The organism is Streptomyces sp. NPDC003300, from assembly GCF_040610915.1.
In the GTDB taxonomy this organism is placed as follows: Bacteria; Actinomycetota; Actinomycetes; order Streptomycetales; family Streptomycetaceae; genus Actinacidiphila.
On sequence record NZ_JBEXNE010000019.1, the window covers coordinates 20,714 to 34,648 of the forward strand.

General features: G+C 69.9%; 14 protein-coding genes. All 14 read right to left on the reverse strand.

The genetic code is table 11. The features are described from left to right. Nucleotides 1-4: 4 nt before the first annotated feature. Nucleotides 5-1,576, reverse strand: coding sequence for a F0F1 ATP synthase subunit alpha (atpA, locus tag ABZX65_RS25185; protein ID WP_355344185.1), 1,572 nt, complete (start codon nt 1,574-1,576; stop codon nt 5-7). A 180-nt stretch (nt 1,577-1,756) separates the two neighbouring features. Next, entirely contained in the window at nt 1,757-2,572 is an 816-nt protein-coding gene (locus ABZX65_RS25190) for a F0F1 ATP synthase subunit delta (protein ID WP_355344188.1), read from the reverse strand. Beyond that, the gene (locus ABZX65_RS25195; RefSeq protein WP_188281951.1) at nt 2,569-3,132 is read right to left on the reverse strand and encodes a F0F1 ATP synthase subunit B; all 564 of its coding nucleotides are present in this window, start codon (nt 3,130-3,132) and stop codon (nt 2,569-2,571) included. The genes ABZX65_RS25190 and ABZX65_RS25195 overlap by 4 nt, the downstream gene beginning before the upstream one ends. Nucleotides 3,133-3,172: 40 nt before the next feature. Continuing rightward, the gene (atpE, locus tag ABZX65_RS25200; RefSeq protein WP_188281952.1) at nt 3,173-3,424 is read right to left on the reverse strand and encodes an ATP synthase F0 subunit C; all 252 of its coding nucleotides are present in this window, start codon (nt 3,422-3,424) and stop codon (nt 3,173-3,175) included. Between the two features lie 74 nt (nt 3,425-3,498). Then, nucleotides 3,499-4,308 carry a F0F1 ATP synthase subunit A gene (gene atpB / locus ABZX65_RS25205; protein WP_355344193.1) on the reverse strand — a complete coding sequence of 270 codons (810 nt, stop codon included), beginning with the start codon at nt 4,306-4,308 and terminating at the stop codon, nt 3,499-3,501. Nucleotides 4,309-4,539: 231 nt separating this feature from the next. After that, nucleotides 4,540-4,953 carry a hypothetical protein gene (locus tag ABZX65_RS25210; protein ID WP_188281953.1) on the reverse strand — a complete coding sequence of 138 codons (414 nt, stop codon included), beginning with the start codon at nt 4,951-4,953 and terminating at the stop codon, nt 4,540-4,542. A 331-nt stretch (nt 4,954-5,284) separates the two neighbouring features. Further along, a complete protein-coding gene (locus ABZX65_RS25215; protein ID WP_188281954.1) occupies nt 5,285-6,589 on the reverse strand; it encodes an MraY family glycosyltransferase in 1,305 nt (434 codons plus the stop codon). A gap of 191 nt (nt 6,590-6,780) precedes the next feature. Further along, nucleotides 6,781-7,419, reverse strand: a complete 639-nt coding sequence (locus ABZX65_RS25220) for a protein-tyrosine-phosphatase (protein ID WP_317452698.1) — start codon at nt 7,417-7,419, stop codon at nt 6,781-6,783. A gap of 20 nt (nt 7,420-7,439) precedes the next feature. Next, nucleotides 7,440-8,087 carry an L-threonylcarbamoyladenylate synthase gene (locus ABZX65_RS25225; RefSeq protein WP_188281956.1) on the reverse strand — a complete coding sequence of 216 codons (648 nt, stop codon included), beginning with the start codon at nt 8,085-8,087 and terminating at the stop codon, nt 7,440-7,442. A gap of 31 nt (nt 8,088-8,118) precedes the next feature. Next, nucleotides 8,119-8,964, reverse strand: a complete 846-nt coding sequence (gene prmC, locus ABZX65_RS25230) for a peptide chain release factor N(5)-glutamine methyltransferase (RefSeq protein ID WP_188281957.1) — start codon at nt 8,962-8,964, stop codon at nt 8,119-8,121. A 14-nt stretch (nt 8,965-8,978) separates the two neighbouring features. Next, the gene (gene prfA / locus ABZX65_RS25235; RefSeq protein WP_355344200.1) at nt 8,979-10,058 is read right to left on the reverse strand and encodes a peptide chain release factor 1; all 1,080 of its coding nucleotides are present in this window, start codon (nt 10,056-10,058) and stop codon (nt 8,979-8,981) included. 112 nt (nt 10,059-10,170) lie between these two features. Continuing rightward, nucleotides 10,171-10,395, reverse strand: a complete 225-nt coding sequence (gene rpmE / locus ABZX65_RS25240; protein WP_188281959.1) for a 50S ribosomal protein L31 — start codon at nt 10,393-10,395, stop codon at nt 10,171-10,173. 203 nt (nt 10,396-10,598) lie between these two features. Then, the gene (locus tag ABZX65_RS25245; protein WP_355344203.1) at nt 10,599-11,771 is read right to left on the reverse strand and encodes an LCP family protein; all 1,173 of its coding nucleotides are present in this window, start codon (nt 11,769-11,771) and stop codon (nt 10,599-10,601) included. Nucleotides 11,772-12,001: 230 nt separating this feature from the next. After that, the gene (locus tag ABZX65_RS25250) at nt 12,002-13,771 is read right to left on the reverse strand and encodes a trypsin-like serine protease (protein ID WP_355344206.1); all 1,770 of its coding nucleotides are present in this window, start codon (nt 13,769-13,771) and stop codon (nt 12,002-12,004) included. Nucleotides 13,772-13,935: the final 164 nt, after the last annotated feature.

A 13,935-nucleotide genomic window follows, 5' to 3' on the forward strand; every position in this document is an offset into this window, starting at 1 on the left:
GCGATCAGCCCTCGACCAGCAGCGCGCCCGAGGACGTCTCGAACTGCTTCTTGAAGGCGGCGACCGCGTCGGTGAGCACCTCGACGGTCTCGTCCGGCAGCTTGCCGGTCTCGACGATCGCGGTGAGCAGCGACTTGTGCTCGCGGTGCAGGTAGTCGAGCAGCTCGCGCTCGAAGCGGCGGACGTCCTCGACCGGTACGTCGTCCAGCTTGCCGGTGGTGCCGGCCCAGATGGAGACGACCTGGTCCTCGATCGCGTACGGCGCGTACTGGCCCTGCTTGAGCAGCTCGACCATCCGCTGGCCGCGCTCGAGCTGGGCCTTGGACGCCGCGTCCAGGTCGGAACCGAAGGCGGCGAACGCCTCCAGCTCGCGGAACTGGGCCAGGTCCACGCGCAGCCGTCCGGCCACGCCCTTCATGGCCTTGATCTGCGCGGAGCCGCCGACGCGGGAGACCGAGATACCGACGTTCAGCGCGGGGCGCTGACCGGCGTTGAACAGGTCCGACTCCAGGAAGCACTGGCCGTCGGTGATGGAGATGACGTTGGTCGGGATGAACGCCGACACGTCGTTCGCCTTGGTCTCGACGATCGGCAGACCGGTCATCGAACCGGCGCCCAGGTCGTCGGAGAGCTTGGCGCAGCGCTCCAGCAGGCGGGAGTGCAGGTAGAAGACGTCGCCCGGGTAGGCCTCGCGGCCCGGCGGACGGCGCAGCAGCAGGGAGACCGCGCGGTAGGCGTCGGCCTGCTTGCTCAGGTCGTCGAAGACGATCAGTACGTGCTTGCCCTGGTACATCCAGTGCTGGCCGATGGCAGAACCGGTGTACGGGGCGAGGTACTTGAAGCCGGCCGGGTCGGACGCCGGGGCGGCGACGATCGTCGTGTACTCCAGGGCGCCGGCCTCCTCCAGCGAGGCGCGCACGCCCGCGATGGTGGAGCCCTTCTGGCCGATGGCGACGTAGATGCAGCGGACCTGCTTCTTCGGGTCGCCGGAACGCCAGTTGTCGCGCTGGTTGATGATCGTGTCGATCGCCAGGGCGGTCTTGCCGGTCTGCCGGTCGCCGATGATGAGCTGGCGCTGGCCGCGGCCGATCGGGGTCATCGCGTCCACGGCCTTGAGGCCGGTCTGCATCGGCTCGTGCACCGACTTGCGCTGCATGACCGTGGGGGCCTGCAGTTCAAGGGCGCGGCGGCCGTCGGTCTCGATCTCGCCGAGGCCGTCGATCGGGGTGCCGAGCGGGTCCACGACCCGGCCCAGGTAGCCCTCGCCGACCGCGACGGAGAGCACCTCGCCGGTGCGCTGCACCGGCTGGCCCTCCTCGATTCCGTTGAACTCGCCGAGGACGATCGCGCCGATCTCGCGCTCTTCCAGGTTGAGGGCGAGACCGAGGGTGCCGTCCTCGAACTTCAGCAGCTCGTTCGCCATGGCCGAGGGCAGACCCTCGACCTTCGCGATGCCGTCTCCGGCAACGCTGACCGTGCCGACCTCCTCGCGCGAGGCGGCGTCCGGCTTGTACGACTGGACAAAGGTCTCCAGCGCGTCCCGGATCTCCTCCGGCCGGATCGTGAGCTCCGCCATCTGGGTTCCCTGCTCTCCTTGTTGGGCCCGAAAGTCTTCTTGGGGGTTTCTGGGGTCAACCCCCAGAAAGGCTCTGTTAGGCTCCGTCGGCCCAACTCGGGCCGCTCGTACTGCGTCGTCGTGCTTCGTACTGCGTTCTGCGTGGCTGGTGCCGCGCGGTCCTGGTGGAGCGACCGGCTGTCAGCCCGCCATCCGCCGGGCCGCCTCGTCGAGACGGTCGGAGATGGCTCCGTTGATGACCTCGTCACCGACCTGCACCCGGACTCCGCCGAGGACCGTGGGGTCCACGTCCAGGTTCAGATGGACCTGGCGGCCGTAGATCCGGGCCAGCGCGGCGCCGAGGCGCTGCTTCTGCTGGTCACTGAGCGGAGTCGCCGACACCACTTCCGCGACCATCCGGTCACGGCGGGCCGCGGCCAGCTTGGACAGGGATTCGATCCCCGACTCCAGGCTACGTCCCCGCGGCGTGGTGACCAGCCGGACGACCAGCCGTTCGGTGACCGGATTGGCCCGCCCGCCGAGCAGCGTGTGCAGCAGTGCGGCCTTGGCCGGAGCGCCGACGACGCGGTCGGTGAGAGCGGAGCGCAGTTCGGTGCTGCCGGAGACGATCCGGCCGAAGCGGAACAGCTCGTCCTCGACGTCGTCGAGGTGACCGGCCCGCTGGGCGGTGGCGAGGTCGGCGCTCGACGCCAGCTCCTCGACCGAGTCGACCAGGTCGCGCGAGCGCGACCAGCGGGACCTGACCATGCCGGTGAGCAGGTCGAGGCTTTCGCCGCCGATCTGGCCGCCGAGGAGCTGCCGCGCCAGCGACGCCTTGGCCTCGCCGGACTTCGCCGGGTCGGTCAGGGCGCGACGGAGCGTGCCCTCGCGGTCCAGCAGCCCGGTGACGGCGGCCAGGTCCTCGGCGAGCTTGGCCACGTCGACGGACTGGACGTCCGTCAGCGCGTCGAGCCGTTCGCGGGCCGCGCCCAGCGCGTCGCGGCTCGCGCCGTTCATCGCGCCGCCTCGGCCGTCGCGGAACCGGCGGCGGGAGCCGCGTTGTCCAGGCCGTCGAGGAAGCGGTCGATGGTGCGGCTCTGCCGGGCGGAGTCCTCCAGGGACTCACCGACGAGCTTGCCCGCCAGTTCGGTGGCGAGCTTGCCGACGTCCTGGCGCAGCGCGGCGGCGGCGGCCTTGCGGTCGGCCTCGATCTGCGCGTGACCCGCGGCCACGATCTCCTCGCGCTGGCGCTGGCCTTCGGCCCGCATCTCCGCGATCAGCGCGGCGCCCTGCTCCTGCGCCTCCTGGCGCAGTCGCGCGGCCTCGTGCCGGGCCTCGGAGAGCTGCTCGCGGTACTGCTCCAGCGTCTGCTGGGCCTCGGCCTGGGTGGCCTCGGCCTTCTCCATGCCACCTTCGATGGCCTCACGGCGCTCGTCCAGAACCTTGTTGATGTTCGGGAGGAGCTTCTTGGCGAGGAAGAAGAAGACGATGGCGAAGGCGATCAGGCCGATGATGAGCTCGGGGATCGGCGGGATGAGCGGGTTCTCCGCTGTCGCCAGCGGTACCTGGGCGATCACATCAGTGCCTTCCGTCTAGGTTTCTGTTCGTCGGCCGGGATCAGGTGGCCGGGTAGACGAACGGCATGACCAGACCGATGAGGGCGAGCGCCTCACAGAAGGCGAAGCCGAGGATCTGGTTGGCGCGGATCAGACCGGCCGCCTCGGGCTGGCGGGCGAGGGCCTGGGTGCCGTTACCGAAGATGATGCCGATGCCGACGCCGGGGCCGATGGCCGCGAGGCCGTAACCGATCGAGCCGAGGTTGCCCTTGATCTGGGTGGCGGCGAGCGTCGCGTGCGCGAGAGCGGACATGCCGGTTCTTCCTTATCTTTCTCGGACCGGTGGGGGTTGGCCACCGGACATCTATCGGGTCGTGGGGGCGGTGCTCAGTGGTGCTCGGCGAGCGCGCCCTGGACGTAGCTACAGGCCAGGAGCACGAACACGTACGCCTGAACGGCCTGGATGAACAGCTCGAAGGCGGTCATCACGATGGTCATCACGAACGAGACGCCCGCGTAGGCGATGCCGATGCCGTTGAGCATGTACCAGCTCGCGATGGTGAACAGCAGCAGCAGCGTGTGACCGGCGAACATGTTGGCGAAGAGCCGGACCGCGTGGGTGAAGGGCCGCACCAGGACGTTCGAGAAGAACTCGATGGTCATGGAGAGCGGCAGCACGGCGCCGAGTGTCTTGTCGTAGCCGGTGATGTTCTTCAGGCCGCCGACGAAGCCGTGCTTCTTGAACGTCAGGTACATCCACGTGACGTAGACGATCGCGGCCAGCCCGACGGGGAAGGCGATGATCGACGTCACGGGGAACTGGGCGACCGGGATGACCGACCAGATGTTCATGATCCAGACGAAGAAGAACAGCGAGACCATCAGCGGGACGTACTTCTCGCCGACCTTCTTGCCGAGCGTCTCGTAGACGATGCCGCGGCGGACGAAGTCGTAGCCCGCCTCGCCCACCATCTGGACCTTGCCCGGGACCACCTTGGGCTTGTTGAACGCGGCCCAGAAGAATCCGACGACCACGATCGTGCTCAACAGCGCCAGCAGCATCGGCTTGTTGAAGTGGAAGCTGCCGATCGAGAAGATCGGCTCGAAGACGAACGAGTGCAGTCCGGGGGCCGGGAAGCCGCACCCGTCGAAGAGGTGGCAGTTCGTCTCGAAGGCGAGAACCTGGTCAGCACTCACCGCGAGCTCCTTCAGCGTGGCGCATGGGTACGGCAACCTCGATGTGTCGGCGGGCCTGACGGCCACGGAACGGCACTGGACTGGTGGGTCGGATGTGTACGCGGCGAGTCGGCGCTGAACCGAGCGGCAGGGCAGGCTTGAGCGCCGCTCGCGGCAGCTCCGCCGCAGTTGAGTCCGGACGATAGCAAACGAGCGGCAGGGTCTTTACACCGGCCCTACCGAACCCGCGGCTCACGACGGTGTTCCCGCCGACTCGGGCTCGACGTAAAGGATCTTGGTCTTCATGTGCGCGCGTGCCTGCGCGGCGATCCAGACGAGCGCCGCGGCCAGCAGCGAGAAGGCGAACGCGCGGGTGTTGAAGAGCGAGGTGTGCTTGAACACCGCGAGCACGATCGCCAGCAGCAGGATCTGCACGGTGTAGAGCACGAGGCCCATCATCTGGAACAGCGACGGGTACGCCTTGGCGGTGCGCTGGAGCACCACCATCCCGATCGCCATGAAGGCGATCACGACCAACGTGCCGGCGGCGGCGCCGATCGCTCCCTTGCCACCGGCCACCGCTCCGCTCACAGCGGTGGCGATGACACCGGCCGCGGCAGTGGGGACGGTGCAGTTGAGGAGAGTTCGGACGTCGTTGGACTGCATGGTGGCAGCTCCTCCGGCGGGAGTTGGGGAAAGCGGGTGTCGTCGGAGACGAGCGTAATCCGGGTTTGGGGACGTGCCTCACGCCGGAAGACCATCTCACTACGGTCTTTCGGCTTGTTTCCCGGGTTTCGTGAACGGTATCACAAAGTATTTAGCCAGGGCTTTACCATGGAGATGTGCTCACTGTCACACGGGAGAGGTATCGACACGCCGTTCAACTGACGTCCTATTTGCCCACTTCGGGGAAATTGCCGGATATGCCGGATTTAAAGGACTTTATCGATGACGGTCAACTACCGGCTGCCCACGCCGCTCAGAGCCTGCCCGACGACTACCGGCGGCTCTCGACGGGACGCCGGTCCGGCAGCCGCGAACGGTCGCCGATCGCGGTCGATCCGTGCAGCGGCGGCCGGTCCTCGGAGCGCATCTCCCGCTCGGCCGCGGCAGCGGCGGCGGCCAGCCGGCGGCGTCGGCGCCGGTAGCGTGGCGGTACGAACGCCTCGGCCCAGTGCGGCGCGCGCGGCCGGAACCGCGGCAGCAGCAGGACCAGCAGACCCAGCGCGCTCAGGCCGACGATCACCATGACGATGCCGAGGCTGGAGGAGTTCACCGAGAACGCCACCGCGGAGAAGGCGAACAGCGCCGACCAGAAGTACATGATCAGCACGGCCCGGCTGTGCGAGTGCCCGATCTCCAGCAGCCGGTGGTGCAGGTGGCCGCGGTCGGCGGCGAACGGCGACTGCCCCTTCCACGTCCTGCGGACCACGGCAAGCACCAGGTCGGCTGCCGGGATCGCGATCATCGTCAGCGGCAGCAGCAGCGGCATGTAGACCGGCACCATGAAGTGCACGGTGCTGCGGCTGGAGCCGGTGAAGTCGGTGATGGCGTCCGGGTCGACCTGCCCGGTGATGGAGATCGCGGACGAGGCGAGCACCAGGCCGATCAGCATCGACCCCGAGTCGCCCATGAAGATCCGCGCCGGGTGGATGTTGTGCGGCAGGAAGCCCACGCACATGCCGATCAGGATCGCGCTGAACAGCGTGGCGGGCGCGGCGGCCTCGACGCCGTAGCCGTACCACATGCGGTACGCGTACATGAAGAACGCGATGGCGGCGATGCAGACGACACCCGCGGCCAGACCGTCGAGGCCGTCCACGAAGTTGACCGCGTTGATGGTGATGACGACCAGCGCGACCGTCAGCAGCGTCGACTGGATCGGGGTGAGCGCGACCGGGCCGACGCCGGGCACCGGCAGCCACAGAATCGTCAGGCCCTGGAAGACCATCAGACCCGCGGCGATCATCTGCACGCCGAGCTTGACCAGCGCGTCGACGCCCCACTTGTCGTCCAGCACACCGAGCAGCCAGATCAGCCCGGCGCCGGACAGCAGCGCGCGCGGCTCGTTGGACTGCGAGAACACGTCCCCGATGTTGCTCAGGTGCGCGGCGACCAGCAGACCGGCGCACAGCCCGCCGAACATCGCGATGCCGCCCAGCCGGGGCGTGGGCTCGCGGTGCACGTCACGCGCGCGGATCGGCGGCATGGCGCCCGCCGCGATGGCGAACTTCCGTACCGGGCCGGTCAGCAGATACGTGACGGCGGCGGCGACGCACAGGGTCAGCAGATACTCGCGCACGAGCAGCCTCCGACGACTTCGGGGGCGTAGCAGCGCTGCGCACACGTCCGGGGGATCCTCACAGCGTCACACCCTAGTGGTGGCCGGGCCGAGACGGCGAACATCAATCAAGACTCACAGGGAGGGCCCACGGTTGCACACCGGCTGTACGGGGAATGTGAAGGGGTTGTCCCGGGCGTGCCGTCGCGGGCTCAGACGGCCGCGGGGATGCCCGTCAGGGCGGTGACGACGGGGTCGAGCGCGGTGTGGATCTCGTCGCCGATGCTGCGGAAGTACGAGATGGGAGCGCCGTACGGGTCGTGGACCTCGTCGGCGTCGGGGCTGGGCGCGAGCAGCCAGCCGCGCAGCGCGGCGGCGGCGCCGACCAGGGCGCGGGCGCGGTCGGTGACACTGCCCTCGGGCAGCGTGGTGGGGTCTATGGCCCGCACCAGGCGGGTGAACTCCTTGAGCGTGAAGGTACGCAGACCCGCCGCGTGTCCCATCGAGATCACCTGGGAGCGGTGGTCGCGGGTCGCGGTCAGGACGAGGTCGGCGTCGATCACGTGGTCGTCGAGCAGCTCCCGGCCGGTGAAACCGGTCGGGTCGGCGCCGTACTCGGCGAGTACGGCGGCGGCGTGCGCCTCCATCGGCGCGCCTTCGTGGCCCCAGGTGCCCGCGGACTCCACGACGATGCCGGTGGCGCCGTCGCCGAGGCGGCGCGCCAGCCCATGCCGCGTCAGCCGCTCGGCCATCGGCGAGCGGCAGACGTTGCCGGTGCAGACGTGGAGGATGCGGAAGGCGTCACCGCCCTGTCCGGGGAGGGTCCCCGCGCGGGCGGCGAGGCCCGGTATGCCACGCCCGTCGGGCGCAGTCAACTGCGCTCCTCCAGGTCGGGGACCACCTTGCGCAGCTCCTCCGCACTGATCGCCCCGGCCCGCAGCAGTACCGGGACCTTCCCCGTCACGTCCACGATCGAGGAGGCGACGGCGGACGGGGTGGGGCCGCCGTCGAGGTAGACCGCCACGGAGTCGCCGAGCATGCCCTGGGCGGCGTCGCAGTCCTGCGGCGAGGGGTGTCCCGTGAGGTTGGCGCTGGAGACGGCCATCGGCCCGGTGGCGGTCAGCAGCTCGATCGCGACCGGGTGCAGCGGCATCCGGACGGCGACGGTGCCGCGGGCGTCGCCGAGGTCCCAGTTGAGCGACGGCTGGTGCTTGGTGACCAGGGTGAGCGCGCCGGGCCAGAAGGCGTCGACGAGCTCCCACGCCTGCTCGGAGAAGTCGGTGACGATGCCGTGCAGGGTGTTCGGGGAGCCGACCAGGACGGGCGAGGGCATGTTGCGCCCGCGGCCCTTGGCCTCCAGCAGGTCGCCGACCGCCTCGGCGTCGAAGGCGTCCGCGCCGATGCCGTACACGGTGTCGGTGGGCAGGACGACGAGTTCACCGCGCTTGACGGCCGAGGTGGCCTCGCGCAGGCCGGTGGCCCGGTCGGTCGCATCCGAGCAGTCGTATCGCCGTGCCATTAGCTGACCTCCAGAAGATGCTGTGTCCCCGTCATGGTGTCGCCTTACGGGCCGTGGTGAAACGGGGGCGGTTGTTGAGATCGGGGTGGTCGGCCGCGTCCGCCCAGCCCGCGTCCTCCTTGAAGATCCACGGCACTTGGCCGCCCTGGGAGTCGGCGTGCTCGATGACGACGACGCCGCCGGGCCGCAGCAGCCGGTGCGCGGTGCGCTCGATGCCGCGGATGGTGTCCAGGCCGTCCTCGCCGGAGAACAGGGCGAGTTCGGGGTCGTGGTCGCGGGCCTCGGGCGCCACGTACTCCCACTCGGTGAGCGGGATGTAGGGCGGGTTGGAGATCACCAGGTCGACGTGACCGTTGAGTTCGGGGAACGCGGTCAGCGCGTTGCCCTGCCGCAGGTCGACCTTGCTGCCCTCGACGTTCTTGCGGGCCCACTCCAGGGCGTCCTCGGACAGCTCCACGGCGTGCACCCGCGAGCGCGGCACCTCCTGGGCCAGCGCCAGCGCGATGGCGCCGGAGCCGGTGCACAGGTCCACGATCAGCGGTTCCGCGACGTCCATGGCGCGTACGGCGTCTATCGCCCAGCCGACCACCGACTCGGTCTCCGGGCGGGGCACGAACACCCCTGGCCCCACCTGGAGTTCGAGGTAGCGGAAGAAGGCCCGGCCGGTGATGTGCTGGAGCGGTTCGCGTGCCTCGCGGCGCGCCACGGCCTCCCAGTACCGGGCGTCGAACTCGGTGTCGGCGACGCCGTGCAGTTCGCCGCGCTTGACCCCGTGGACGTACGCGGCGAGTTCCTCGGCGTCGAAGCGTGGCGACGGCACGCCCGCGTCGGCCAGTCGCTGGGCGGCCTGCGCCACCTCGGCGAGCAGCAGGTTCACTCTGCCTTCCCCCCTTAGCTGCCGTCGCCAGCGGCGGCCAGTTTGGCCGCCGAATCGGCGTCCACGCAGGCCTGGATCATCGCGTCCAGGTCCCCGTCGAGCACCTGGTCCAAGTTGTACGCCTTGAAGCCGACCCGGTGGTCCGAGATGCGGTTCTCGGGGAAGTTGTACGTACGGATGCGCTCGGAGCGGTCGACGGTACGGACCTGGCTGCGGCGGGCGTCGGAGGCTTCCTTCTCCGCCTCCTCCTGCGCGGCGGCCAGCAGCCGGGAGCGCAGGATGCGCATCGCCGACTCCTTGTTCTGGAGCTGGCTCTTCTCGTTCTGGCAGGAGACGACCAGGCCGCTGGGGAGGTGTGTGATGCGGACCGCGGAGTCGGTGGTGTTGACGGACTGGCCGCCGGGGCCCGACGAGCGGTAGACGTCGATCCGCAGGTCGTTGGGGCCGATCTCGACCTCGACCTCCTCGGCCTCCGGGGTGACCAGCACACCGGCCGCGGAGGTGTGGATACGGCCCTGCGACTCGGTGGCGGGCACCCGCTGGACGCGGTGCACGCCGCCCTCGTACTTCATACGGGCCCAGACGCCCTGGCCGGGCTCGTGGTTGCTCTTGGCCTTGACCACGACCTGGACGTCCTTGTAGCCGCCGAGGTCGGACTCGTTGGCGTCGAGGATCTCGGTCTTCCAGCCGACGCGCTCGGCGTAGCGCAGGTACATCCGCAGCAGGTCGCCGGCGAACAGCGCGGACTCCTCGCCGCCCTCCCCCGCCTTGACCTCCAGGATGACGTCCTTGTCGTCGCTGGGGTCGCGGGGCACCAGCAGCAGCCGCAGCCGCTCGGTCACCTCGTCGCGCTGCTTCTCCAGGTCCTTCACCTCGGCGGCGAAGTCCGGGTCGTCGGCGCCGAGTTCGCGGGCGGTACCGATGTCGTCGCCGAGCTGCCGCCAGGAGCGGTACGTGCTGATGATGGGGGTCAGCTCGGCGTAACGCTTGTTCAGCTTGCGGGCGTTGGCCTGGTCCGCGTGGACCGCGGGGTCGGCAAGCTGCTTTTCGAGGTCGGCGTGCTCGCCGATCAGTTCCTCGACCGCCTCGAACATCTTCGGTTCCCTAGCTGGATGAAGTGGCTGCCTGGCCTGGCTGGCCCGGGACGACAAAGCGCCGGTCCGGTCACCCATGACTGGGCGACCGGGAACCGGCGCTTGCGGGTCGCTACTTCTTGGCGGACCCGGCGGCCTTGCCGAAGCGGGCCTCGAAGCGGGCCACACGGCCGCCGGTGTCGAGGATCTTCTGCTTGCCCGTGTAGAACGGGTGGCACTCGGAGCACACGTCGGCGCGGATCTGGCCGCTCTTCTCGGTGCTGTGAGTGGTGAACGAGGCGCCACAGGTGCAGGTGACCTGGGTCTCGAAGTACTCGGGGTGGATGCCTTGCTTCAAGGGATGCTCCTAGGTTCGGGAGGGCGCCGGGTCGTACCGCGGGTTTGCGTGCACGTGAACCGGAGCCAGCGGTCCAGTCTGCCAGGACTGGCCGTATCTCCCAAAACGAGGGGTGGGCCCGGATAATTCCCGGCCCGAAAGCGCAGGTCGGAGCGGGTCCGGGGCGCGGGCCCCGGAGCGGGTCCGGGGCGGGTCCGGCCAGGTCAGGGCGTGGTGCTCGGGCTGAGGCCCGGGCTCGGCGAGGTGCCCGGGTCCGCGGTGGCGCCGGCCCCGACCACCTTCTTGGCGTTGACCTCGTCGGCGGCCGAGCCCTTGGTGGCGGCGGCCGGGATCGGCCGGTCGGCCCGCAGCGCGGCCCACACCATCGCGGCCTGCGCGGGCATCGGCTCCACCCGGTTGGGATCGCTGACCGCGTACTGGACCGGCAGTGTCACCATGTGGACATTCGTCGAGTCCAGGCCGCGCACGCTCTCCGCGAAGCCCATCAGGGAGCCGACCGAGGCGAGGTCGGAGTCGGTGGTGATGGCGCTGGTGGCGGTGTCGGCGACGTCGATCAGCTTGGTGGGGCTGGTCAGCAGGCCGAGCCCGCTCACCCGGTTCATCAGCGCCTTCATGAACGCCTGCTGGAGCTGGATCCGGCCCAGGTCGCTGCCGTCGGCCACGCCGTGCCGGGTGCGGACCAGGCCGAGCGCCTGCTCGCCGTTGAGGGTGTGGGTGCCCGCGGCCAGGTCCAGGTGGCTCTTGGTGTCGTGTATGGCCTGGGTGGTGGTGAGCGGGACGCCGCCCAGCGCGTTGATGAGGTTCTTGAAGCCGGTGAAGTCGACCTCGATGTAGTGGTCCATCCGCAGGCCCGTCATGGCCTCGACGGTCTTGACCGCGCAGGCCGGGCCGCCGACCTCGTAGGCGCTGTTGAACATGACGCTCCGCACGGCCGGTGCGGTGCCCCCGCCGGGCTTGGCGCACACGGGCCGGGGGACGAGGGTGTCGCGCGGGATGCTGACCACGCTGGCGGCCTTGTGGCCCTTGTTCAGGTGCACGATCATCGCGGTGTCCGAGCGGGCGCCGCCGCCCGCGTGGCCGTACTCGCTGTTGGCGCCGGACCGGGAGTCCGAGCCGAGCACGAGGATGTCCATCGCGCCGTTGCCCAGGGCCGCGGGGCGGTTGGTGCCGAGCGCGGAGTCGATGTCGACGCTCTTGATGTTGCCGTTGAGCCGGAAGTAGAGATAGCCCGCGCCCGCGCCGCCGAGCAGCACCAGGCCCGCGGTGCCCCAGGCGACCACGCGCAGCACCCGGCGGCGCCGGGTGCGCTGGTGCCGCCTGCTGCCCTTGCCGTCGCTGACGGCAGTGGCCCCGGTCGGCAGCTGGTCCTCGGACATGGCTCCCTCCGTTTCCTGGGCGTCGTGGGCGCGCACGGTCTTCGTGGGCTTCGCCGGCGTCACGGTCTTCGTGGGCTTCGCGGGCATTCGTCCCGAAGTGTCAGACGCTCCATCCTCCGCCGAGGTTCCCCTTCCCGGCATCCGGGGAGACCGGGAGAAGACGTGCGAGCGCCCGCGTACCCCCAGGTCAGGGGGTACGCGGGCGCTCTTTTGATCACCCTGCGTGAAACTCAGCCGAACAGGTTGTACGCATTCCAGCCGGTCCCGATCTTGACCTTGGCCGCGTAGGGGCCGGACGCGGAGCCCGTGCCCTTGTACAGCCACAGCGTGCCCGAGGCGTCCCGGGCGACCAGGTCGGCCTTGCCGTCGCCGGTGATGTCACCGACGGCCGCGAAGGCGTTGTACGCGTTCCAGCCGGTCCCGATCTTCGTACGGGCCGCCCAGGGCCCGGACGCGAGGCCCGTGCCCTTGTAGAGCCACAGGGCGCCCGCGCTGTCCCGCGCGATGATGTCGGGACGGCCGTCGCCGGTCAGATCGCCCTTGCCGTAGATCTGGCCGTTGAAGATGTCCCAGCCGCCGCCGATCTTGGCGCGGGCGCCGAGGGCGCCCTTGCCGTTGCCGGGGTAGAGCCACGAGTTCCCGCTGGTGTCGGTGGCGACCACGTCCGGCAGACCGTCGCCGTTGACGTCACCCGGCGTGATGATCGACTTCATGACGTTCCAGCCCGGACCGATCAGCACATTGTTACCGCTGTATCCGTCCAGCCAGAACAGCCGGCCGTCCGTGGTGCGGACGACCAGGTCCTGGTAGTCGTTCCGGTCCAGGTCGCTCTGACGGACCAGGTTCAGTCCGCTGAAGTCGCCCATCGACGCCTTCGGGGCGAAGGCGCCGCCGGTCGACACGTACTCGTACGCCGATCCGGCCGGTGTCACGGCGACCAGGTCGGCCTTGTCGTCCAGGCTGAGATTCGCGTCGTCGATCCGGGGGTTGACGGCGCCGACGTAGGCGCTGACCCGGCTGAAGACGCTGTACGTGCCCTGCGCGACACAGTCCTTGGTGCCCCACGAGACGACGCCGACCAGCTTCCCGGCGACCACGAGCGGACCGCCCGAGTCACCGTTGCAGGTCGCGGTGGTCCCGGCGTCCGCGCCGGAAGCGGGCGCTCCCGCGCAGACCATGTGGCCCGCGACGAATCTCGACCCGTACACCGTTGTGCACGCGGTGTTCGCGGCGACCGGCAGGGTCGCCTTCCGCAGCGTCTGCGAGGGGTCCGGGCTGCCGGAGCTGGTGCGCCCCCAGCCGTAGACGGTCCCCTGGGTGCCGGTGACGTACGAGGCGCTGTCGGTCGCCGTGGTGATCGGCAGCGGCTTGGCCGTCGTGGGGACGTCGAGCGTCAGTACGGCCACGTCGTTGTCGTACTCGGGGTTGTCGTACGTCGGGTTGCTCCACTGCCGCCACACGCCGGTGGCGGTACCGCCGTGCAGATCCGTGGTGGTGCCGTCGGCGCTGTCGGTGGGGAGCTGGTCGGTGCCGCCGATGACGACACCGTGCAGATTCCAGTTGAGGCCCGCGACGCAGTGGGCGGCGGTCAGGATCTTCGACGGGGACACCACGGTGCCGCCGCAGAAGAAGCTGTCGTCGTCCTTCGTCGAGTCGGTGCCCTTGTCGTCGAAGTACCAGAGCTGGACCATCCACGGCGCGCTGGAGATCGTCGTGGTGGTGCCGCCGATGATCTTCGGGTCGACCGTGTGCGGGCCGGCGGAGAGCTTGGTGCGGGACGGGCCGTCGTCCGCCGCCACCGCGCCCGCGACGCGGGCGCGCAGTTCCGCCTGGGACGGCGCACTGGGGTGCCCGGCCGGGTGGAGAACGGGCGGCTGCGGGTCGCCGGCCTGGGCCGGCGTCGCCAGGAACAGACTCACGGCGCCCGCGGCGACCGTGGCTGCGAGGACCGCTGTACGGCTGCGCCGCCAGCGCCCCCGGCCCTCATGGGCAGAGAACACTCAGAACTCCTGTCGTGGAAATGCGCGACGGCCGCCAACGGGCGGTGGCCGCACGGGAGATGTGCACAGGAGCGAGTAGCTGACCGGACGTCGGCGAAAAGGGGCGCGGGCAGGCTGAAGCACAGCCCTGCGGCCGGGTCGGACGTCCGAAGATGGTTCCCCCC

What these genes read in the sequence shown, in the direction of transcription:
- ABZX65_RS25190 (WP_355344188.1), bottom strand. Translation starts at nt 2,572, where the DNA reads ATGAACGGCGCGAGCCGCGACGCGCTGGGCGCGGCCCGCGAACGGCTC.
- atpA (WP_355344185.1), bottom strand. Translation starts at nt 1,576, where the DNA reads ATGGCGGAGCTCACGATCCGGCCGGAGGAGATCCGGGACGCGCTGGAG.
- ABZX65_RS25210 (WP_188281953.1), bottom strand. Translation starts at nt 4,953, where the DNA reads ATGCAGTCCAACGACGTCCGAACTCTCCTCAACTGCACCGTCCCCACT.
- atpE (WP_188281952.1), bottom strand. Translation starts at nt 3,424, where the DNA reads ATGTCCGCTCTCGCGCACGCGACGCTCGCCGCCACCCAGATCAAGGGC.
- prfA (WP_355344200.1), bottom strand. Translation starts at nt 10,058, where the DNA reads ATGTTCGAGGCGGTCGAGGAACTGATCGGCGAGCACGCCGACCTCGAA.
- ABZX65_RS25245 (WP_355344203.1), bottom strand. Translation starts at nt 11,771, where the DNA reads ATGTCCGAGGACCAGCTGCCGACCGGGGCCACTGCCGTCAGCGACGGC.
- ABZX65_RS25225 (WP_188281956.1), bottom strand. Translation starts at nt 8,087, where the DNA reads ATGGCACGGCGATACGACTGCTCGGATGCGACCGACCGGGCCACCGGC.